This is a genomic window from Campylobacter concisus (assembly GCF_003048555.1).
Classification (GTDB): Bacteria; Campylobacterota; Campylobacteria; order Campylobacterales; family Campylobacteraceae; genus Campylobacter_A; species Campylobacter_A concisus_AO.
Genome location: NZ_PIRR01000004.1, coordinates 26,367 through 47,308, shown reverse-complemented (window position 1 = coordinate 47,308; position 20,942 = coordinate 26,367). Strand labels below are relative to the sequence as shown.

At 42.9% G+C, this 20,942-nt stretch carries 21 protein-coding genes; 5 read left to right on the top strand and 16 right to left on the bottom strand.

The window, feature by feature from the left end:
• Position 1: 1 nt before the first annotated feature.
• The 5 genes from CVS92_RS01230 to tupB all read right to left on the bottom strand — a co-directional run bounded on the left by CVS92_RS01230 (position 2) and on the right by tupB (position 5,788).
• The gene (locus CVS92_RS01230) at positions 2-2,812 is read right to left on the bottom strand and encodes a molybdopterin-dependent oxidoreductase (protein ID WP_234398678.1); all 2,811 of its coding nucleotides are present in this window, start codon (positions 2,810-2,812) and stop codon (positions 2-4) included.
• Between the two features lie 47 nt (positions 2,813-2,859).
• The gene (locus CVS92_RS01220) at positions 2,860-3,036 is read right to left on the bottom strand and encodes a twin-arginine translocation signal domain-containing protein (RefSeq protein WP_084040950.1); all 177 of its coding nucleotides are present in this window, start codon (positions 3,034-3,036) and stop codon (positions 2,860-2,862) included.
• Complete coding sequence (locus CVS92_RS01215; protein ID WP_107686650.1) at positions 3,023-3,748, bottom strand: molecular chaperone; 726 nt, start codon at positions 3,746-3,748, stop codon at positions 3,023-3,025. The genes CVS92_RS01220 and CVS92_RS01215 overlap by 14 nt, the downstream gene beginning before the upstream one ends.
• Before the next feature lie 300 nt (positions 3,749-4,048).
• Positions 4,049-5,002: a tungstate ABC transporter ATP-binding protein TupC gene (gene tupC, locus CVS92_RS01210; RefSeq protein ID WP_107788235.1), complete on the bottom strand. Its 954-nt coding sequence runs from the start codon at positions 5,000-5,002 to the stop codon at positions 4,049-4,051.
• 93 nt (positions 5,003-5,095) lie between these two features.
• Positions 5,096-5,788: a tungstate ABC transporter permease TupB gene (tupB, locus tag CVS92_RS01205; RefSeq protein WP_107788234.1), complete on the bottom strand. Its 693-nt coding sequence runs from the start codon at positions 5,786-5,788 to the stop codon at positions 5,096-5,098.
• A gap of 72 nt (positions 5,789-5,860) precedes the next feature.
• On the opposite strand from tupB, the gene tupA reads away from it, so the two are divergent.
• Positions 5,861-6,679, top strand: a complete 819-nt coding sequence (tupA, locus tag CVS92_RS01200; protein WP_107788233.1) for a tungstate ABC transporter substrate-binding protein TupA — start codon at positions 5,861-5,863, stop codon at positions 6,677-6,679.
• Positions 6,680-6,752: 73 nt separating this feature from the next.
• On the opposite strand, the gene CVS92_RS01195 is transcribed toward tupA, so the two are convergent.
• The 8 genes from CVS92_RS01195 to CVS92_RS01155 form a co-directional block, all read right to left on the bottom strand.
• Positions 6,753-7,937 carry a hypothetical protein gene (locus CVS92_RS01195; RefSeq protein WP_107788232.1) on the bottom strand — a complete coding sequence of 395 codons (1,185 nt, stop codon included), beginning with the start codon at positions 7,935-7,937 and terminating at the stop codon, positions 6,753-6,755.
• A gap of 70 nt (positions 7,938-8,007) precedes the next feature.
• A complete protein-coding gene (locus CVS92_RS01190) occupies positions 8,008-9,336 on the bottom strand; it encodes an aminotransferase class V-fold PLP-dependent enzyme (RefSeq protein ID WP_107788231.1) in 1,329 nt (442 codons plus the stop codon).
• A gap of 182 nt (positions 9,337-9,518) precedes the next feature.
• A complete protein-coding gene (locus tag CVS92_RS01185; protein ID WP_004321084.1) occupies positions 9,519-9,707 on the bottom strand; it encodes a hypothetical protein in 189 nt (62 codons plus the stop codon).
• 27 nt (positions 9,708-9,734) lie between these two features.
• Positions 9,735-10,502, bottom strand: a complete 768-nt coding sequence (locus tag CVS92_RS01180) for a winged helix-turn-helix domain-containing protein (protein ID WP_107788230.1) — start codon at positions 10,500-10,502, stop codon at positions 9,735-9,737.
• Positions 10,495-11,277 (bottom strand): formate dehydrogenase accessory sulfurtransferase FdhD, encoded by a 783-nt coding sequence (gene fdhD, locus CVS92_RS01175; protein WP_107788229.1) that lies wholly within the window; start codon positions 11,275-11,277, stop codon positions 10,495-10,497. Before fdhD ends, CVS92_RS01180 begins: the two co-directional genes overlap by 8 nt.
• A gap of 1,131 nt (positions 11,278-12,408) precedes the next feature.
• Entirely contained in the window at positions 12,409-12,681 is a 273-nt protein-coding gene (locus tag CVS92_RS01165; protein ID WP_107788228.1) for a helix-turn-helix domain-containing protein, read from the bottom strand.
• Positions 12,668-12,835, bottom strand: coding sequence for a type II toxin-antitoxin system RelE/ParE family toxin (locus CVS92_RS09115; RefSeq protein ID WP_234398677.1), 168 nt, complete (start codon positions 12,833-12,835; stop codon positions 12,668-12,670). Before CVS92_RS09115 ends, CVS92_RS01165 begins: the two co-directional genes overlap by 14 nt.
• A 259-nt stretch (positions 12,836-13,094) precedes the next feature.
• Positions 13,095-14,252 (bottom strand): tyrosine-type recombinase/integrase, encoded by a 1,158-nt coding sequence (locus CVS92_RS01155; RefSeq protein WP_107788227.1) that lies wholly within the window; start codon positions 14,250-14,252, stop codon positions 13,095-13,097.
• Between the two features lie 442 nt (positions 14,253-14,694).
• Between CVS92_RS01155 and CVS92_RS01150 the strand changes: the two genes are divergently transcribed.
• Genes CVS92_RS01150 through CVS92_RS01135 form a run of 4 tightly spaced genes read left to right on the top strand, consistent with a single transcriptional unit; the run spans position 14,695 to position 17,889 of the window.
• Positions 14,695-15,180: a PepSY domain-containing protein gene (locus CVS92_RS01150; RefSeq protein WP_107788226.1), complete on the top strand. Its 486-nt coding sequence runs from the start codon at positions 14,695-14,697 to the stop codon at positions 15,178-15,180.
• Positions 15,181-15,225: 45 nt separating this feature from the next.
• Positions 15,226-15,849, top strand: coding sequence for a hypothetical protein (locus CVS92_RS01145; protein WP_107788225.1), 624 nt, complete (start codon positions 15,226-15,228; stop codon positions 15,847-15,849).
• Positions 15,850-15,890: 41 nt separating this feature from the next.
• Complete coding sequence (locus CVS92_RS01140) at positions 15,891-16,550, top strand: response regulator transcription factor (protein ID WP_107788224.1); 660 nt, start codon at positions 15,891-15,893, stop codon at positions 16,548-16,550.
• Entirely contained in the window at positions 16,534-17,889 is a 1,356-nt protein-coding gene (locus CVS92_RS01135; protein ID WP_107788223.1) for a sensor histidine kinase, read from the top strand. The genes CVS92_RS01140 and CVS92_RS01135 overlap by 17 nt, the downstream gene beginning before the upstream one ends.
• Positions 17,890-18,388: 499 nt before the next feature.
• Here the strand turns inward: CVS92_RS01135 and nifB are convergent, their stop codons facing one another.
• From nifB to CVS92_RS01120, 3 genes are read right to left on the bottom strand one after another with little or no spacing between them, the layout of a single operon-like run.
• Positions 18,389-19,216: a nitrogenase cofactor biosynthesis protein NifB gene (nifB, locus tag CVS92_RS01130; RefSeq protein WP_107788222.1), complete on the bottom strand. Its 828-nt coding sequence runs from the start codon at positions 19,214-19,216 to the stop codon at positions 18,389-18,391.
• On the bottom strand, positions 19,216-20,028 hold the full coding sequence (locus CVS92_RS01125; protein ID WP_107788221.1) for a 4Fe-4S binding protein: 813 nt from the start codon (positions 20,026-20,028) through the stop codon (positions 19,216-19,218). Before CVS92_RS01125 ends, nifB begins: the two co-directional genes overlap by 1 nt.
• Complete coding sequence (locus CVS92_RS01120; protein ID WP_107788220.1) at positions 20,021-20,881, bottom strand: substrate-binding domain-containing protein; 861 nt, start codon at positions 20,879-20,881, stop codon at positions 20,021-20,023. The genes CVS92_RS01125 and CVS92_RS01120 overlap by 8 nt, the downstream gene beginning before the upstream one ends.
• Between the last annotated feature and the right edge of the window lie 61 nt (positions 20,882-20,942).

Here is a 20,942-nt window from a genome sequence, read left to right as displayed (position 1 = left end):
TTTATGCCTTTTCTATGCGGCATAGACCGCTTTTGGTTTCAGGAATCTGAGTGTTTATATCATATCCGTAGTTAGTGACGGTATTTGCGCTCTCACCTACCGCATAAGGCTTCGTGCCGTCAGGGAAATTACCCGTCATATCGGTGCCTTGCATATAACCCGCATAATGAAACGGCATAAAGATGGTGTCGGGTTTAACGGACGGTACCACTCTGGCGCGCACCTTAACCTTAGTACCTTCAGGCGAATGAACCCAGATGAAATCCCAGTTTTTAATGCCGTGTTTAGCCGCAAGCTCAGGGTGGATATCCGCAAACATCTCAGGCGTCAAGCGGCTTAGATACATACTAGCTCTCGTCTCCATGCCCGCACCGCTAAAATTTACGAGGCGAGCCGTCGTGAGGATGATAGGAAACTCTTTTGAGTAGTCCTTTGCTAGCTGGACGGATTTAAATTTTGTATCGACGCGGTTTTGAAGTTTCTTATCCTCAAAGCTCGGATACTTCTGCGCTAGATCAAATCTAGGCGTATGCAGCGGCTCTCTGTGAAGAGGAATTTGATCCGCAAAAGTCCAAACGATCGTCCTAGCTCGCGCGTTACCGTACGGAGCGATGTTTTTCTCCATGCATTTTTTAGCGATGATATTACTATCGTCATGTATCCAGCTGCCGCCTATTTTAGCCTTTTCATCCTCGGTTAGCGTGATGCCTAGTATCTTTTCGATGTTATCTTTTTTGATCTCAGGATATCCGCCCTTGACAAACGAATCTACGGGCGCGCTACCGTCTGCGGCTAATTGGCTAACTCCGTTATGCTCTAAGCCGAAGCGGTTTCTAAAACCCATACCGCCTTGTCTAACGGATTTGTTTATGTCGTAGAGTATCGGGCTGCCCGGATGATCCTCCGTCCAGCACGGCCACGGCAGACCGTAGTACTCGCCTTCGACTACGGTGCCCGGTTTTCCTAGACTCGTTTTTTCGTCAAATTTATCCCAGTTTTCTTGGTGCTTTTTGAGTCTCTCCGGAGTCCAACCCGTCATGCCGATAGTTTTAATTATATTTGCGATCTCGCGCGTAGCGACTTCAGGCCACTCGATCTTGCCTTCAGCGTCCCTGATCGTGCGCGTTAGCTCGTCATAGTAGCCTAGTCTTTTGGCAAGCTCAAATAAAATTTCGTGATCGGGCATACTTTCAAACAAAGGCTCCACGACCTGACTTCTCCACTGGCCGCTACGGTTCGTCGCTACGACCGTGCCGCTAGTTTCAAACTGCGTCGCCGCAGGCAGTATATAGACGTCGTCTTTTTTGTCCGTTATCACGCCGGCATCGTTTACAAAAGGATCTACCAGCACTAAAAGTTCAAGCGCATCTAAGCCTTCTTTTACCTTTACTTGTTGCGCGGTTGATGTGATACCGTTGCCGATTACCACTAAGGCTTTTATACTGTCGCCGGCATTATCTACGGCTTCGTTGCCGTTTTTACCGTCAAGCACGCCCGCCCACCATTTTGATAGCGTAAATCCGGGCTTAAACATCATTTCAGGCTTAACGAAATTCTTTTGGAGCCATTCAAAATCGACCTTCCACATCTTAGCGAAGTATTTCCAGTTGGCTTCGTTTTTTGGATAGTACCCAGGTAGCTCGGTCGGCAAATTCGCCATATCCGTCGCGCCTTGAACGTTGTCGTGACCGCGCAGAATATTACAGCCTCCGCCCGATACGCCCATATTTCCTAGCACTAGTTGCAGGATCGGAGCGATACGAGTGTTTGAGCTGCCTATGGTGTGCTGAGTTAGACCCATCGCCCAAACGACCGATCCCGGGCGATTTTTGGCATAAACTTCGGTTATCTCAAGAAGCGTCTCTTTTTTGATCCCGCAAACATCGGCCACGACTTCAGGCGTCCATTTGGCAGCCTCTTCGCGGATCAGATCCATACCGTAGACGCGGTCGTTTATAAATTCCTTATCTTCCCAGCCGTTTTCAAAGATGATATTCATCATGCCGTACATAAAAGGTATATCCGTGCCGGTACGAATTTGAGCAAAATAATCAGCCTTAGCCGCAGTTCTCGTGTATCTTGGATCGACCACGATTAGCTTTGCGCCGTTATTTTCCTTCGCTTTTAGAAAATGTCTAAAGCCGACCGGGTGATTTACCGCCGGATTTGCGCCCACTATAAAGATAGACTTCGCGTTTTGGATATCTCCAAGATGATTGGTCATAGCTCCGTAACCCCAAGTATTCGCCACACCGGCGACTGTAGAGCTGTGTCAAAGACGGGCTTGGTGATCTAGGTTATTAGTCCCGAACATCGCTACGAATTTGCTTATATAATAGCTTTGTTCGTTGCAATCTTTTGCAGAGCCTAGAAACATCACTTGTTCAGGGTTTTTCTCGCGATACGCTTTTAATTTGGCGCCGATCTCGTCAAGCGCGTCTTTGTAGCTGATGCGTTTCCATTTGCCGCCTACTTTTTTCATCGGGTATTTCACGCGGCAGTGAGAGCGCACCATATCGATGACGTCGCTGCCTTTACAGCAGTGGCCGCCAGCGCTTACCGGGTGATCTTGGGCTACTTCTTGGCGTACCCAAACGCCGTTTTCTACCTCGGCGCGCACTCCGCATCCAACGGAGCAAACCGTACAAATGGTTTTTACGATTTTAGAGTTTGGAAACGGATTTGCCATCTCTTCTTTTGTGGCGCTTCTAGTTACGCCGCTAGCGGCCAGCCCGCTCATGCCGCCCGCTACGCCTGCTAGCGCGGCCATTTTTAAAAACGATCTTCGCCCGACTGCGTTTGAGTGGGGCATAAGACGTAAATTTGCCTCAGACATATTCATCCTTTCTTAAATTTTATTTATTTCGCTTGTTCGTAGTATAGATCCCAGTTTTTGCTTCTTTTATAAAGCACTTCGGTCTTTTTGCTTTTACCGTATTTTAGGTTTGACGCCGCTGCCGTCGCTACTCCGGCCGTAGCCGCTGCCGCGCCGACTAGCCCCGCCTTTTTTAAAAATTCTCGCCTATTTTTTTGCATTTTCTTCCTCCATAGCTTTTAGCTTTCTCACTCGGTTTTTTTGCCTTCTTATGGCCTCGGATCTTGAAACTCCGTCCAAGGTCTTTTTGTTTTCACCTTGATTTATAGGACGCGGCGCGCTTAAAACTACGCGTTCAAACTCTATAAATCCTTGCAGAAGTACCGCTACGTCTTTGTAAATTTCGCTGCTTTCGTGATTAAAAAGATTCTCTATAAACTCGTCGATGTTTGGATTTATGATCTCTTTAAAGAGCTGCTCCTCAAGCTCGCCGTATAGCTCCAGCTCGCTCTCTCTCGCGATAAATTCGCTCATTAGCGCAAACACGAAACCCACGTTGTCTTCGTTTTCTTTAAATTTAGCCTCGTCGCGCCTAATGTCTGTGCGGGCTAAAATTTTACGCACTTTTGCGCAGGCGTGTCCGACCTCGTAGCCCTCGTCGTAGTAGGATAGCGAGTTTCTGAGTGGACTTGGTAGAGCGTGGAAAATTTCATCGAATTCATCCGCTAAATTTTGCGAATTTTCCTCGTCGAATTTTACCTGTATGCGCATTATCGCGGCGGCCGATTCTTCGTTTAGAGCGTGCGCTGAGGCAAGGCCTAGCATCGCGTTTACGCCGCTAAATCTGTCGGCGTCTTGGCTAAAAACGAAAAAACGCGAAAATAGCGAGTAGTAAAGCCCGCGTCCCGCCGCAAATTCGCCCTTGCTAGTCATCGCCTTCCTTTATCATTTTTATCTATTTTTTGAGATTTTTCTCGATTGTGAAACTATACTATGTTTTGGCTTATTTCTTATACTTAAAAAAAAATAAATCAAAAAAATTAATATATGCTTAAATATGCCTTAGTTGCATATTGCTTACGGCGAATTTTAGGAGATAAAATAAATATGAAATTTCAGCATATATCTCGCATTTACGCTTTATTTTGATATTTACTTTTAACTAGGCTATTTTAACGGGCGTTAAACGAGTCTAAATTTAAAATTTGAAGCAAAATTTGCAAAATTTGAGGCTCATTCAAGCCCCAAAAACGCTTCCTCGTCAAATTTAAAATAAATATTTTCGCCGACTCTAAAATTTTGCGAATTCGCCGCCAGGGTTTTTATCAAAAAGTCGCCGACTTTGATTTTCACCAAAAGCTCTTTGCCAAGATAGAGCGAAACCGAATGCAAAATACCGCTCAAGCACCCATCTACAGGAGTTTTGCTTAGCATGATTTTGCTCGGGTTTACGGCGATCTTTGCGGCGCTACGCAAATTTAACGGCAAATTTACGATCGCGTTTTCGTCGAATTTTAAAACCCCGTCCCGCGCGTCGAATATATTTTTGTATTCGAATTCGCACACGCGCCCCTTGTGCAAAAAGACGTTTTCTTCGGTGATGGCGGTTAGCCATTTGTCGTCGTGGCTAGCGATCACAAAGCCGCAGCCGTATCTTTGCCGCATGTAAAGCACCGCCTTGCCAAACAGCTTTGACGTGCCCACGTCCACGCTATTTGTCGGCTCGTCGAGTAGATAAAGACGCGATCTAAGCGCCAAATTTAACGCAAAACTAACGCGCTGCGTCTGTCCGGAGCTAAGCTCAAAGTGGCGCTTGTTTAAAAAGCTCTCGTCAAGCCCGACCAAATTTAGCGCCTCGCTCGCTCGCTCGTCAAATTCCCCCAGCACTCCGCGGCTTTTTAAAACGGCTCTAAAATTTTCCCTCACGGAGCGTTTTAAAAGCGCGGGCTCTGGCAACAAAACGCTAACGTCGCGCAGTAAATTTAGACTCGGCGCGCTGCTCCCCCACAGCCGCACTTCGCCCGAGCTTGGCTTTTGCAAAAACGACATCACTCGCATTAGCGTGCTTTTGCCGCTGCCGTTACTGCCCGTTAGCGCGGTGATTTTGCTAACGTCGATATCAAGGCGCGGGATGTTTAAAATCTCGCTTGCGCCGTAGCTTAGGCGTAAATTTCTAACGTTTATCACTTTGCGCCTTTCTCGTTAAATTTACAAAAAAGCTCAAATTTGACGCGCCCAGGCTACTTTTTGCGAGCGTAAAATTTCTAAATTTATCAAATTTCATTTATCCAGCCTTTTTAGCGCGTGTATCGTCAAATTTACGGCAAATGCGATAAAGATAAGCACCAAAGCCAGCGCTATACCCATCGCAAACTCGCCCTTATTCGTCTCCAGCGACACCGCGGTCGTGATCGTGCGGGTAAAATATTTGATATTTCCGCCGATCATCATCGCCACGCCGACCTCAGCTACGATGCGCCCGTACGCCGTCGCTACGACCACCATCAGAGCATACCTTAGCTCGTAAAGCACGCAGCCCACTAGCCGCGGCGCGCTCAGGCGTAAATTTAGGATGGTTAGATAGTGTTTTTTGTCCATATTTTCCACGACGCTAGCGCTTAGCGAGATGATGATAGGTAGTGCTAGCACAAACTGCCCCAGCATCACGGCCTTTAGCGTAAAAAGTAGCCCAAACTCGCCAAACGGGCCGTTTCGCGTGATAAATGCATACAAAATAAGTCCGATCGCAACGGTGGGCATCGCAAGCGCCGTATCGCTGAGCAGTCTCAAAATCCTGCGCCCTTTAAAATCGTAAAATCCCAGCGTAAAGCCTAGCGGAAAACCGACTAAAATCGTAAAAAATATCGAAACGCTCGAAGTGTAAAGCGTCGCCCTGATCGCCGAATACGTTTCCTCATCGCCGCTAAAAAGCAGCCTAAAGGCCTCTAAGAATCCGTTTAGTAGAAAGTCCAAATATTATTTCTCCGTATGTTTATATGGTTAATTTAGTATGCTATAATAGCATACTTTTAAAAAAGGAGAAAAATGAAAAAAGTAATATTAGGCTCGCTAATCGCGAGCGTTTTGGCGTTTGCGGGCGATAGCGAACTCATCATGGCTACCACCACCAGCACCGATAACACGGGGCTACTAGACGCGATCTACCCTGTGTATAAGGCAAAAACCGGCGTCGATATCAAATGGACCGCCGTAGGCACGGGCGCTGCTTTAAAACTTGGCGAAAACTGCGATGCGGACATACTTTTCGTGCATTCGCCAAAAGTTGAGAAAGAATTCGTAGAAAAAGGCTTTGGCGTCGAGAGAAAAGCCGTAATGTACAATGATTTCGTCGTTATCGCCGATAAATCTATCGCCGATAAATTTAAAGGCAAAGACATAAAAGAGAGCTTTGAGCTGATCAAAAAAGAGAATATCAAATTTTTCTCTCGCGGCGATAAATCAGGCACTGACAACAAAGAAAAAGGTATCTGGAAAAAAATCATCGGCGAAGTGCCTGAAAAAGACGGCTGGTATATGCAAACCGGCCAAGGCATGCTAGCTACTATCAACGCAGCAGCCGAGCAAAAGGGCGTAACGTTCACCGACCGCGGTACCTACATCAAGTACGAGGACACCAAAAAAGGCGCGCCTGAGATGGTTATCATCAACGAGGGCGACAACGACCTAAAGAACTTCTACTCGCTAATCGCGGTAAATCCGAAGCACTGCGCTAAGGCCGACATCGAAAACGCGAATAAATTTATCGAGTGGGCGACAAGCGAAGAGGGTCAGAAATTTATCGGCGACTTTAAGCTGCTAAATAAGCCGCTTTTCACGCCTGACGCGAATACTCGCAAGAACTAATTTTATTTACGCGCAAATTTGAGTCGAATTTATGGCTTAAATTTGCGTGATTCGGGCGCGCTTTGCGCCCTTTTTATAAATCAAATTTAAACTCTCCGACGTTATTTTTAAACGTCTCAAAACATTTATTACTAACAACTTCGTCTTTAGTGTATGCTTGATATAATTTTAGTAATTCTAAAGTCGTTATTATTAATATACCTTCACTTTTTGCATAACTTATTTGATTGGCATGTATCGGCTCCCTTTTGCCAGGCTCTATGTCGCGTTGAGGGTTAACTATTAGCAGGCCTTTTACATTGCCAGGAGACTTGGTATCGTCTTCGGCTATTAAATCAGTTACATGTTTCTTGCACTGTGCTATATTGCTATTTTTGACGTTTGTATTTATTCCCTTTATCTCTACCATAAAGTTAACATCTTCAAATTCGAATCTAAAATCTTCTTTTTTCACATCTGTAAAATGACTGTCTGTTAGTTTGAAAATATCTACTAAGATTTCCTTCACTACACCAACTAGCTCATCTCCTGTTGAATATAGGATTGATTTGATTTTATTATTTTTAGATATTTCCTTTTCTAATACATCAAGCTGTTTCAATACTTCGTCTTTTTCACTCAAATAACTTCTATTACTAAAATATTCTATATTACTTATCCATTCTGGAGCTATAGATTTATGGTATTGAGATAATATAAAATCAAGCATAACGCCAACCTCATTATTATCTTTTATATCTAATGTTGTTACATATATGCCCTCAATATCCAATATAACATCTTTTCCACCGTTTGATTTTTTTAACGATCTGTATATAGACTCATCAAAAACAAAATCAGATAAGAATATGTCATCATCTATTTTAGTTACACTTTTTTCATATCTGATAGTTGGAAAATTGCGTATCATTGGCGATAAAGAATCTGGAAAATATTGAATTATACTAGATATTTTTATATTGTAAGTACTTATTGTCCAGCCATCGCCACCAATTTCTCCTGTTGTTATATTTTGTGGCATTATTATCAAAGTATTACTTTTTTTAGTTTCCTGAAGTATTTTTGATAATAAGCGAGCAAATCCTTTAATGTCCAAACATATACTTTTATTTTTATCAAATTTCCAGAGCTGACCATCGTTAAAATCTACTATATTATAATCAAATTCATCAAAACTTCTCGGCTCGCTTATTTTGCTTATACAAAAATTCTTATCTCTCAAAAAGCAAGTGCGTTGAGTTAGTACTTGAATATTCATTTTATACTCCAGGTGGTTTATATTGCTCGCATAAATCTAACTTTTACATAGTTAATTTTATTTTTTGCGCTTAGAAAATTTTCCCGCCGAACATCTCATACATCGCTTTTTCTTCGCCCCAAATTTCGCGGTGTTTTTTGATGCAAGATTTTATCGCGCCCACGAGATAGCGCACGTCTTGCTCGGTGTGCGTGTAGTGCAGGCTCACGCGCACGAAGCCGGGCTTACTTTCTGGCATGCGCCCCTCTTTGATACCTAGCAGATCGTGAGCGTAGGGCCCCGCGCACATCACGCCCGCGCGAGTCTGGATGCCGAAGTCGTTGCTAAGGCTCGCGGCGAAATCATACGCCGAGACGCCGCGCACGTTAAAGGAAATTATCGGCAGCCGCGGCGCGCCCTTTGGAGCGTAGTTTATGATCTCGTCTATGCCTGCTAGCTCGCGCTCAAAAAGCCGCGCGAGCTCGTCCTCGGCACTTTTTATTTGTTCGAAGCCCACTTCGTTTCGCAGCGCATATGCCAAATTTGCCCGCATAAGCCCGGTGATAGGCGGCGTACCGCCTTCTTCTAGCTGCTCGGGATTTTTTAAAAATACGTACCCTTCGCGGCTAGCGTATGCAACCGTCCCGCCCGCGGCAAATGTCGGCACGTCACCGTTAAATAGCTCCTTTTTGATCGCCAAAAGCCCGCAGCTAGCAGGTCCGCCAAGTAACTTATGCGGCGAGAGGAAAATAGCGTCGAAATAATCGCAGTCTAAATTTGCGTGCGAGCTCAGCGCCGCGCAGTCAAAAGCGACAATACCGCCCGCGGTCCTTATTAGCTCGCTGATCTTTTTATAGTCGCTGATGACGCCCGTGACGTTTGAGGCAGCGCTAAACGAGCCGATGATGCGGCGTCCGGCATTTAGCTTTAGGATGCGCTCAAGCGCAATCAGATCGATCTCGCCGGACTCGCTAAGAGGTACGTGCAGGTAGTCGCAAAGCCCCTCGCGAAAGCTAAGCTCGTTTGAGTGGTGTTCGTATGGCGAAACGAGCACGAGCGGAAGCTGCGCGGCGCGTAAATTCGCCTCGCCGATCGCGCTTCTGGTCGCAGGCGGCAAGTAGATGCCAAGCAACTCCTGAAATTTCTTGATCGCGGCTGTCGCACCCTGTCCGCAGGCGATGAGATAAAACCGCTCGTCAAGCCCAAGTAGCTTTTTTAGACTCTCTCTCGCGCCCTCATAGCGCCGCTGCGTGATGATAGCGCTGGAGCTACTGTCGGAGTGTGTGTTGGCGTAGGTTTTTAAAACGTCCGCTATCTCGCGCTCTACGGGCTCATAAGCAAGCCCCGAAGCCGCGAAATCAAAATAGTGCACGCCTTGTTTTAGGATGATATTTTTTCTTATTTCGTCTAAATTTGCCATTTTTACTCTTTAAATTTGATGCGGTAATTATAGTAAATTTTCGCAAATTTGGGACTTTTGCGTTGGAAATGATTTAGTAAATTTGGAGATTAAATTTGAGCAAGTCAAATTTAACCGCAAAGCGGCAAATTTAACTTGATAAAGCACAGAAGCGCGAGCCACAGAGGCTCACGACCATTTTATTATTTGTTTATAAAATTTTTCTCTAGCCACTCGATAGCTTTTGCTTCGGTTTCAAAGCGTCCGCTTTTAGCGACTTGATTTTGCCCCTCGTAGAAGCGGATCCTGATACCGTCTTGGACGCTATCTACCTTTACTCTGGTGATCTTATCTTTGTTTAGATAGACCCTATCGTTTAGTTTTACGTACATTTTTTCTCCCTTAAATTTGATGTGGTTTTATTTATTTTTATCTTTTTTGTCGTCTTTAGCTGCGTCATTTTTCTCGCCGTCTTTTTTCAAAAATAGCTCCTTAAAGCGCTTATCCGCAAAGTCCTCGATATCGTTTTGTAGCTGCCTATAGGCGTTTATGAGCTCATGCGCGCGTTCGTTTAGCGTCGTGCCGGCATTTTCGCCGCCGCCTTGCTTGGTGGTAAAGAGCTCCTCTTTTAGATTTTTTTGCAAAATTTGCAGATGATTCCAGCATTTTTTATAGTTCATGCCTAGGATTTCGGCGGCCTTTGAGATCGAGCCAACCTCGGCGATGACGTCTAGGACTTCGGTTTTGCCCTTGCCGAAGATAAGCTCGCCCTCGTCGTTTTCTATCCAAGTTTTGGTTTTTACTCTCATCTTTTTTCCTTTCTTCTCCTTAAAACACCCCAGCTGGCAGTATTTTACGTCGATTTTATAGTCTTTTAACGTCGATCGGATCACCTTTAGACCCATGCCCGCAGCCGCATCTCTAGCGTCTTTGCACAGGATCCTGTCCTTTTCGTCAGCCATCTGCTTTAGCTGCGTCATAACGGTGTATTTGCCGCGTCCGTTTTCCAGCCCGCCAAATTGTCCTAGCTCGCAGTTGTCGATCTTTACGCCCATTTTTTCGGCTTCGTCGCTAACCTCGCCGATCTCTACGCCCAGTTTTGCGGCGATCTTAAACGCCGCGCCACAGTCCAGCCTGCCCTTTGGATTTAGCAGTTTTGTTATCAGTTCGCGGATTTGCTCACTCATAGATTCTCTCCGCGCCGCTATATACATTTATGTTTTCGCCGCGCGCAAAGCCGCACAGCGTGAGGTTAAATTTACGCGCTATCACGACGCCAAGGCTAGTCGGAGCCGTGCGCGAGACGAGCACTGGGATGCCGTGCATGACGGCTTTTGCCACCATCTCGGAGCTTAGCCTTCCGCTCACCATCAAAAACGAATTTTGCAGCTGCGCGCCGGCTAATACCGCCTTGCCGACGGCCTTATCTATCGTGTTGTGCTGGGCGATATCTTCGCCGATGTAAAACTGCTCGCCGCTAACAAAAAGCTTAGCCGTATGCACGCAGCCCGTCATCTCGTATAGCTCGCACTGCGTGTAAAACTGCCCCATCTGGCGCAAAATTTCGTCTTTGTGAAATTTAACCTCGCCCTTTATCGAGCGCGCCGCCATAGCCTCGGGATCGATATTTGCCGTCGAGCTACGTCCGCAGCCGCTGATTATCACCTTTTCCTCGTCAAACTGCTCGAGGCGCTTTTCGTTGATTTTAGCCTTTACCCGCACGCTTAAAGCGTCGCCTGAAAGCTCTATACTCTCGATATCCTCAGGGCTTGCGATCAAATTTTCGCTGATGAGATAGCCTGCAGCTAGTGCCTCCTGATCGGTCGGAGTTGCCATCACCGCGCCGAAACGCTTGCCGTTTATGTAGATCTCAAGCTTGATCTCGCGCACCAAAATATCATCAACGGCGCTTTTTTGCGCGCCTTTAAATTTGGTGATTTGGGTCGTAAAAATAGGTTGCATGATTTTCCTTAATTTTTGCGAAATGATAGCTTGAAAATCTAAATTTAGGATTTGATTGTAGTGAAATCTTGCTTAAATCAAGCAAAAACTTAAACGTATTTTAGCGCGTTTTTATCGGTATCCGATGATGATTTATATATGCGAATCTAGCATATATCTTAAGATATTTTTGACCACGATTTTATCATTATCTATTATTTGCATAAGAAATGAAGGAATAATAAAAAATAGCATAAGGCTAGAACGAGATCGCACATAACTTGCCGCATATGTAGGTTAAATCTTGGAAAATCATAAATATAATTTGCGGCCTGACGTAAGACCGAGAAGGAAATTTATATTATAGAGTCGAGTCAAAAAACTAATTTTGTCAAGCCGTATTTTACTGTTATATAGCCCGTGCATGACTCAAACACGCCGACCGTATATAAAAAGCCCTTAATTATATTCATTAAGGGCTTTTTATATGAAAACTTAGACATTTTGCCGATGAAAAATCATTTTCGAGCGATAAAGTTTCGTCTAAGTTTTTATATTTTTCTTTTGCCTAGACAAAGAAAAATATCGGCCGTCTGCCAAGACCTTACAGCAAACTCATTTGAGTTTGCTAAGTAAGTATTAACATATTGTCCTATGTAGAGGTTATTTATTCTTGATGTTTTGATAAATGATATTAAGTTCTAAAACTGTACGATGGAATTAGAAACTGTTATTTTTTATTAAGTTAAAGTAAATTTTGGTTTATATGGAAATTTACTTTTGTTTTTTTATTTGGTATTTTAGCACAAATTTTAAAAATTGAGATTTTGTTGGTTTTTATATAGCATAAATAAAGATTAAAGTAGAGATTGTTTTTTGAGCAAGAAATAAAAATCAAAAAGAAGAGTATTTTTGTGTGGGATTAAGATTATTTAATAAAACAAGCATCGTTATAATATAGCCGTATTTATTTTTGTAGACGTATTAAAAATCTCGATTTTATCGTGTTAAAAATATATTTATACCATAACGATCTTATTTTTTCCAAATTACTAACAGTCGTATTTGCAAAAAAGCCCCGATTTGATAATCAACAAAGCTTAATATTTTCTTCTGTATTGACTTGAGTATTTGCTAGATAATTAATCTCACTCAAACTATCGCCACTCTTTTACCGCAAGCTTTTATGTAGTTAAAGAATGTTTTATACTTGATATTATACGCTCCGCTTTCTATCCTAGCTACGGCTGATTGGGTTATGCCCATCCTTTTAGCTACCTCGCTTTGAGTTAGCCCGGCTTCGCTTCTGGCGTCTATTAAAGCTTCTATGGCTTTATATTCGTCCTCTAACGTATCGTATTGCGCTTTAAATTCCGGATTTTTTAGCTCTTCTTTTAAAACTTCTCTAAAATTAACGGTTCCCATCTTTAAACTCCCTTAATCTTTGTTCCGCCAAATTTAGTATGCTTTTTGGCGTTTTTTGCGTTTTTTTGACAAAAGTTAGCAGAATTATTATCCTTTTGCCGATTTCATAACAATATATGCTTTTAGCTATACCTTCATCCGACTTTATACGTATCTCAAATAGTCCGTCATTTAGGCTTTTGGTGTACGGCTCCCCTAAGGTATTACCCCCTAGCCTCTAAGAGCTCGAACATTTTATGGCTTCGTTGTCTAAGTTCTACGGGTAATCCTAGGAACTCGTCTTTTATGGCTTCGTTTGCAAATTTTACGCTCCGCATTGCAATCCTTCTCTATAACTAAGCCGTATACCATATATGATATAAATTGCGGTTTGTTTTATATACTTATTGCTGAATAAACAACTTGACATAAAATTATTCATACAACCTCTCCACCATCTCCCTTCCGCTATCTGGCATTAGTTTAGCGTATCTTAAGGTATGGTTGATATCAGAGTGATTCATTAGCTTTTTTATCGTTAGTATCGGAGTGCCCTTTATAGCAAGATGCGAAGCGAACGTATGCCTAAGGGTGTGAATGACTACTCTATTGGTTGCGTCGCTTATATCTAAATTCTGATTAAAAAGCTTGTTTAGTAACGGCTGTAAAACGTTTTGAATAGTAGCTTTTGGCTTATTTACTAAAAAATCGTTCGGGGATAGGGCGGTATAAATTTGATTTATCATTTCTAACGCCCTTTTGCTTAAAAACCCTGTATACGTGCTCTTTATTTTAAAATCGCTTATGGTGACCGACTTGGTAGATAACGCTAAATCCTTTTTCTTGATATTTAAAATTCCTTCTAATCTAGCTCCCGTACAAAGCGCAAGCTCAACGAACAGCTCTAGGGCAAAGTCTTCTTTGCCCGCTACTTCTTTGCGTAAAAGCTCTATCTCGATAAGCTCCAAAAATCTCTCTCGCTTGTTGCTCGGCTTTTTTAGTTCTATCTTGTATGGGCTAATATGATCGATAAGGTCATTTTTTATAGCGTGATTAAAAATCGTCCTAACTATACCCATTATAGCGTTTATCCTGGATTGCGACAGCTTTCGTTTGGTTTTAGGTGAGATTATCTGAGAAATATCTTTATGATGCTCATTTATCATCTCGGGTGTTATCTGCGTCGTGGCTAGACCGCCTAACTTATCCTTATGGTAAATTTCGTAATCTCGTCTTTGCTCTTTTATATTGACGGCGTTATCGGGTTCTTTTTCTAGCTTAAATCCGAAAAATGCGTCTGCGATCTCATCAAATTTAAGCGAGTTTTTGTTGTTCTTGGCTATTATTTTCTTGGTTATGCTATCTGGCAATTCGCCGTTTCTTTGCTTGGCGTCGAATTCTTTCTTTTTATTATATGCGTAGGTTATATTTACGCCTTCGGATTTTGATCCGATTTTTACGTTGGCCTTTTTGCCTTCAAGCGTAACTCTCATATAAAAAACCACGTCGCCGCTAGCTAGATTATTAAAGAAAATTCCCGGATATTTATTGACTCCAAAAGCAGAGTTGTAATTTTTAAGCTTTCCTGCCATAATACCCCCCCTAAATTTGTTCCCTATTTGTTCCCGGAATTTGTAAAAATGTATGATATTTTAGTGTAACTTAGAATATGCTTAAGCTATTAAATGGCGTATTTTAGGGATTTATAGACTATTTTGGAGTATTTAAGAATTATATATTTTTGAACCCAGCATCCGGAGCCATTTATCTTCAAAAATCATTTTAGAACCCTGATTTTAACGATGTTTCAAGAACTTTAAGTTTTCTTATTTTTGTATTTTTCCCCTTTATTTCCCTTCAGATTTATTTATTGTTTCAAAGTATATCGTTCTGATTCGTAATCAAAATGCGATTAGATATTCATCTTTGGACGAAGTTAAAATAAATTTCCTTTATTCATTCTAGCTTCATTTAAGGCTTTTATAATGCGCTCATCCAAACGAAGGTTGGAAATCAAAAATAAAAGGATCAAAAATGAAAAAGATATTAGGCACAGCAGTTTTAGCAGCAGTTTTAGGGGTAACAGGCTTGCAAGCAGCTATCACATCAAAGGATGCTTTAAATATAGCTGAGAAAAATTTCCCAGGCTCAAGCGTCAAAGATATCGAGATGAACGTCAAAAAGGGCGTGACTTTTTACAAGATAGAGTCATTTAAAGATGGGGTAAAACAAGAGATCAAGATCGATGCTAACAGCGGTCAGATCGTTAAAGTAGATAATAAAAATAAAAAACATATCTTGCCGATCGAAGCAGTAGATTTTTCAAAATTTGCTCTTAGCATCGATGAGGCTGTGGCCAAAGCTCAAGCACTTGAGGCTGGCTGGAGCCTTGATGAGGCAGAGCTTGATAATAAAAATGGTGCTTGGATATACAAAGTAGAGCTTAAGCGCGACAGGAGTGAGAAAAAAGTGATCATAAACGCTCAAACTGGCGAGATAATGGGCAACTATACAAAGTGATCTAGCGCCCTTTTTGGGTGTTAAATTTTATAAAGGTGAAAAAAGATGAGTGAAAATTTAGATCAAAATTTAAACGAGAAAGTTAGCAAGCAAGTCTTAGAGAGAAATTTGAATGAAAATTTTAGCCAAAGTGCGAGAGAAAATTTAAGTAAAAATGCCGAGGCTGGTGCTAATAAAAATAGTTGCGAAAATTTAAGAAAGAGCGAGCAAAGCCCTGAAAATTTAGATAAAAATTTAAGCCAAACAGCTCCGAAATGCAAAGCTCAAAAATTCTTTAAAAATGCGCTTGAGCTTTCGCTTCAAGGTGTAGCGGGTACGCTCATCTACGCAGGCAAGGCTGGAGTGTGGCTATCAAACGCTTCAAACCACCTAAAAGACGAGGCGCAAAGGGCGGAGCTATCAAAGATAAATGAAGAGCAGGCCAAATTTGTAGGGCTAGCTCACATCTTACCAGAAAGAGTTAAAGAGCTTATCCTAGAGCGCCTAAAAACAAAGCCAGAAGAGGTGGAATTTGAGCCGATTTATCTAGCGAAAAAACAAAGCTTTGGCACGCTTGGAGCGGAGTATTTTTATGATGCAAGGGCTAAATTTAACGGCTTTTTATATAATTTTAAGATAGGCGCAGCAAATGGCGAAATTTTAAATCTAAAGATAAAAAGTCAAATTTGATAAAATAGCTGGCAAAACCAAGTGAGGCAGGTAAGGCAGGGATGAAAATTTTAGTCGTCGAGGACGAAATAGACCTAAATAACGTCATTACAAGGCACCTAAAGAAAAATGGATATAGCGTCGATAGCGCGTTTAACGGCGAGGAGGCGATGGACTTTACCGCCGTAGCGCACTACGATCTCATCGTGCTTGATCTTATGATGCCGGTGATGGACGGACTTACATTTTTGCAAAGATTGCGCACCGCAAAGCTAGCGACCCCTGTGCTAATACTAACGGCAAAAGACGATGTGGACGACGTTGTGAAGGGGCTTGACGCGGGTGCGGATGACTACTTGGTCAAGCCATTTGACTTTAAGGAGCTGCTAGCCAGGGTGCGCACGCTCATTCGCCGAAACAGCGGCAACATGGCTAGTGAAATTTGCGCAGGCGAGCTAAAGATCGACCTTTCTAAAAAGTCAGTCGAATTTAGCGGCGAGCAGGTCGAACTAACTGGCAAAGAGTATGAAATTTTAGAGTTTTTGATGCTGAACAAGGGCAGAATTTTAACTCGCAACCAGATCAAAGAGCACGTCTGGGACTTTGACTACACGGGCGGCTCAAACGTCATCGACGTGCTTATAAAAAACATAAGAAAAAAGCTTGGCGAGTGCGAGGTGATCCAGACTAAAAGAGGGCTTGGCTATGTTGTTAAGGATTAAGCAAGCGCTTGCAAACATCCCGATAACGGCGCGCGTAACACTCTGGTACTCGTTTTTTATCATCGTTATCGTGGCGGCTCTCATTGCTATCTCGGCGGTCGTGGCGGATGAGGTTTTTGAGGACGTGAGCCAAAAAAAGCTAGCCAAATCAGTCACCAAAATCGCCAATGATATGGATGAATTTGAGCCATACGATGATGGGATATTTTTTATAAAATATAACGCAAAAGGCGATGTGATCGGCGGTCTATCGCCAAAACACTTTCAAATTTCACTTAAGATGAACAGCGGTGCAGTGCGCCTTTTTGAAAACGGCGAAAACCGCTTTTACTACTACGATATCGCAGCTAGAGGCAAAGGTGTCTGGGTCAGAGGTGTGATAAATGCGGAGAAATTTTTTAAAAAAGAGGGGCTATTTTTACTAGCGCTGGGCGTTTTTGTGCCAGTTTTGTTTATTTTTGTGCTTTACGGCGGCTACAAAACGATAAAAAACGCGATGAAACCAGTCACTACGATGTCAAAGACTGCCCTTGAGATAGGCAGCAGCCGGGACTTTTCAAAGCGTATCGACCTACCTACTGGCAAAGACGAGCTGCACGCGCTTGCAAGCGTTTTTAACCAGATGCTTGACTCGCTTGAAAAGGTCTATCAAAGCGAAAAACAGCTTACCTCAGACATCTCGCACGAGCTACGAACGCCACTATCTGTCATCATGGCTGAGAGCGACTACGCTGCGAACTATGCGCAAAATTTGGACGAGGCCAAGGAGTCGCTGGAGGTCATCTCTAAGCAGTCAAGAAAGATAACCTCGCTGATAGATCAAATTTTAGAGCTTTCAAGACTGGAAGCTGGCAGAAATTTGGAGCTAAAATATATAAATTTAAGCTCTATCTTGCAAAATTTAGCTACCGACTATAAAAAGCTAGCAAGCGCAAAGGGGCTAAAATTTAGCTGCGTTGTAGCACCAGATGCCCAAATACTTGGCAATGAGCTGATGATCTCAAGGCTGGTGGATAACTTTTTAAGCAATGCACTAAAATTTGCAGAAGCTAAGATTGAGCTAAATTTAACCCTCACAAAAACGCACGCACTTTTGTCTGTAAAAGACGATGGCATGGGCATCTCTAAAAAAGATAGCGAGCTAATCTGGAATAAATTTTATCAAGCCGATAGCTCAAGAAACAAAAGCCTAAACACAGGCAGCGGTCTTGGCCTAGCTATTGCTGCAAACATCGCTAAAATTCACGGCGCAAAGCTTGGAGTAAAAAGCGAAGCTGGAGCTGGATGCGAATTTTGGGCAGAATTTGAGCTTGTAAATTTAAAAGAAGTGAAAATTTAGGCAGTTTGCTAAGACAAAATTTATGAAATAGCAAATAAATACGAGTATAAATTTAAACGCCGCATAAAACGGCGTCTATATTTTTAAAACAAAGTTAAAGTCATAAACTTTTGCAGAAATTTCATGGTTAAGTTGCCCCAAAAAGAGCTCTTAGGGCATGCTCATATCATAAGCATCAACAAAGACTATCAAAGTTACGAGATAGATGAAGATAGTAGCGGTTGAGGTCTGTATAGTAAGTAAAGTACTAAGACGTATGATTTAAAGCCCATTTAAATGGCTTTTAAAAGGGTTTGTAAAAAGATGTTTTGCAAAGCAATGTAAAGAATTTTAGCCACTTTGATTTTGAGCAAAACTCATTCTAGCTACTAATAAACAGCACCTTTTTATGCCTTTTATAACTTTGATATCTAACAAAATTTACAAAATTTAGCCGAGAGCCACAAGTAAAACCAAAAACCAAAAATGCAAAAGGCACTAAATTCAGTGCCTTTTATCGCTATCTTTCGCCAAGTTTGCCGCATGCATCAGCGCGACATCTACTGCAATGCGACATTTGATTTATGTCACTACCTATTGATCTGCGGATGCGGTGGATCTCATCGGTTGAAGGGGATTTTAAATTTTCAAAAGGCGTATCATGCACCGGTATCATCGCCATGCAGTTCATTATGTCAGCTCCCCACTGCTTTGCCTTTGCTGAGATGCTTTGGATATGGTCCATATTGACCCCAGGGATGACGACGGTGTTTATCTTTACTGGCATACCAGCCTCTTTTAGCTTACGGATGCCCTCGTCCTGGCGCGCTAGCAGTATCCTAGCAGCCTCTTCGCCGTAGTAGTTTTTACCCTCATATCTCACCCACGAATAGACCTTCGAGCCAACATCTGGCGTCACGGCATTAACAGTCACTGTCACGTGGCTCACGCCAAGACGCACGATCTCATCAACGTGTTCAGGCAGCGCTAGTCCATTAGTTGATAGGCATAGCAGGGTATTTGGGAAGTGGGACTTACACTTTTCAAAGGTCGCTAGCGTCTTATCAGCGTCACACATCGGATCGCCAGGTCCAGCGATGCCGATGACTGAGATGTCTTGTCTAAATTTAAAGAGCTTTTCTAAAAATTTCACTGATTCATCTGGAGTTTGCACCTTTGCTGTTACGCCAGGACGGTTTTCATTAGCGCAGTCATATATGCGGTTGCAGAAGTTGCACTGGATGTTGCAGTGAGGTGCTACTGGCAGATGCACGCGTCCGTAGTTAGCGGAGGCCTTTTTGTTAAAGCATGGGTGGCTGTCTAGATCAGCCTTAGTGCGAAAAATCATTAGTTCTTTTTCCTTCCAAATTTAATGGCATTTGCATGGCAGACATTGAGGCAGTCACCGCAGTTTGTGCAGTTCATCTCATCAGGTCTTGTCCCCATCTCGCATTTGCGCAAGCATGCGTCGCAGTCGTCACAAGCACTTGTTTTATAGACACGAAATATCGAAAATCTACGCAAAATTTCAAGCACGCCGCCTGATGGACAGACGAAACGACACCAAAGGTTAGCTACAATTAGCGAGGCTAGCATAACTGAGATGATGATCACTGTGCGAGTGACCCACTCCCATTCGCCAAAGCGAAGTGACAAAGTGACGGCAGTTAGGTACTCGTCGCTCGTTCTTATAGGTATCATCATGCGAGGATTGCCCCAGACGAAATAGACCCAAAGGCTGATTGCTATGGCAATTAGCATGCCTATTTGAGCGATTATTAGCTTTTTGCTGCGAATTTTTAGCTTGAAAAAGGCAAATTTACCAAGCATTTGATTGACAAAGCCTGCTGGACAGACCCAGCCACAAAATGCTCTACCAAAGAGGATGACAAGCGCTGGGATAAATAGCCAAAATCCAAAAAACAGCGACGTGATCCGCCCCCAACAGGTGATAATAGGGCAGTTTTGGCAATTTACAAATGGCACTACAAAGGGGCATCTAAAAATGCCATAATACGCCCATTGTCCGATGCCTGCTATAAAGATGAGCTGCACTAGGCGTCTTATCTTTGTTGTGGGAGAGTTTTTGCTTTTCTTTTTTAAATTTACATTGCCGCATGCACTGCTATTAGAGCATGCGCTATTACAGCTACTACACATCTTTTACACCAAACCTTTCTATAAGCTCTAGCCCACGCGCTGAATAAATGGAGGTAAAGCCATGTTTTTCAAAAATTTCTTGCCCTTCGGTGCCGCAAACAAAGTCTGCAAAGTCATTTGCGAGCCTTTTATCTTTTGCATATTTCATTATATTTAGCGTAAAAGTGAGCGGTCCAGGCGGGATGAGCTTTTCATCGATGGGCATATACTCGATCTTATCTTTAAACCTATTGTGCGTTGTTAGGCGCTTTTCGATGATCGAGGCATCGCCCTTGCCATCAACTAGCTCGCACATCATATTTATGACGCATGATCCGTTTGCGACCATGTTTTTCATCACCGCATCAGTGAGGTTTGAGTTTTTTAATATCCCTTTGACTGGGCCACTGCCAGGGGGCGATGATCTAAGAGGCAGCATCACTCTAACTCCTGGCTCTGCAAGGTCTTTTAAGTCGCGAATACCAGCAGGGTTTCCTTTTGGCACGACTAGGACGTAGTCAGTAAAGCATAGCGGCCTAAAGTGGAGGCTAAGTCCAGCTTTACGAAGTTTTTTAGAAAGGTCTAAAACCCTTGCTCCAAAGAGCTCGGTCGTGCTTTGAAGTGCTAAAAGCGACTTACCAAGAGCACCAGCAAAGGCGCCAGTGTATTGGATGTTGTGTCCTGTTCTTGACTCGTAAATGGCATTTAGCTCGTTAAATGCTTCAGATAGGCCTCCACACGACCAAACCTGAAGCGAGTCAGACTTAAATGGCGTAAAGCCAGCTAGCATTGTTTGCGGAGTGGCAGCAGCAGCTGTGGCTAAAGCACCTTTTAAAAAGCCACGGCGTGATATACCGGTTTGTTTTAATTCCATGAAATCTCCTTTTGGGATTTAAGAAATGTAAATTTGATATTTTCGGCACGCGAAACTTGTG

Coding starts and splice junctions, on each gene's coding strand:
- CVS92_RS01220 (WP_084040950.1), bottom strand. CDS start 3,036: ATGCAAAAAAATAGGCGAGAATTTTTAAAAAAGGCGGGGCTAGTCGGC.
- CVS92_RS01215 (WP_107686650.1), bottom strand. CDS start 3,748: ATGACTAGCAAGGGCGAATTTGCGGCGGGACGCGGGCTTTACTACTCG.
- tupA (WP_107788233.1), top strand. CDS start 5,861: ATGAAAAAAGTAATATTAGGCTCGCTAATCGCGAGCGTTTTGGCGTTT.
- CVS92_RS01195 (WP_107788232.1), bottom strand. CDS start 7,937: ATGAATATTCAAGTACTAACTCAACGCACTTGCTTTTTGAGAGATAAG.
- CVS92_RS01190 (WP_107788231.1), bottom strand. CDS start 9,336: ATGGCAAATTTAGACGAAATAAGAAAAAATATCATCCTAAAACAAGGC.
- CVS92_RS01185 (WP_004321084.1), bottom strand. CDS start 9,707: ATGTACGTAAAACTAAACGATAGGGTCTATCTAAACAAAGATAAGATC.
- CVS92_RS01180 (WP_107788230.1), bottom strand. CDS start 10,502: ATGAGTGAGCAAATCCGCGAACTGATAACAAAACTGCTAAATCCAAAG.
- fdhD (WP_107788229.1), bottom strand. CDS start 11,277: ATGCAACCTATTTTTACGACCCAAATCACCAAATTTAAAGGCGCGCAA.
- CVS92_RS01165 (WP_107788228.1), bottom strand. CDS start 12,681: ATGGGAACCGTTAATTTTAGAGAAGTTTTAAAAGAAGAGCTAAAAAAT.
- CVS92_RS01155 (WP_107788227.1), bottom strand. CDS start 14,252: ATGGCAGGAAAGCTTAAAAATTACAACTCTGCTTTTGGAGTCAATAAA.
- CVS92_RS01150 (WP_107788226.1), top strand. CDS start 14,695: ATGAAAAAGATATTAGGCACAGCAGTTTTAGCAGCAGTTTTAGGGGTA.
- CVS92_RS01145 (WP_107788225.1), top strand. CDS start 15,226: ATGAGTGAAAATTTAGATCAAAATTTAAACGAGAAAGTTAGCAAGCAA.
- CVS92_RS01140 (WP_107788224.1), top strand. CDS start 15,891: ATGAAAATTTTAGTCGTCGAGGACGAAATAGACCTAAATAACGTCATT.
- CVS92_RS01135 (WP_107788223.1), top strand. CDS start 16,534: ATGTTGTTAAGGATTAAGCAAGCGCTTGCAAACATCCCGATAACGGCG.
- nifB (WP_107788222.1), bottom strand. CDS start 19,216: ATGATTTTTCGCACTAAGGCTGATCTAGACAGCCACCCATGCTTTAAC.
- CVS92_RS01125 (WP_107788221.1), bottom strand. CDS start 20,028: ATGTGTAGTAGCTGTAATAGCGCATGCTCTAATAGCAGTGCATGCGGC.
- CVS92_RS01120 (WP_107788220.1), bottom strand. CDS start 20,881: ATGGAATTAAAACAAACCGGTATATCACGCCGTGGCTTTTTAAAAGGT.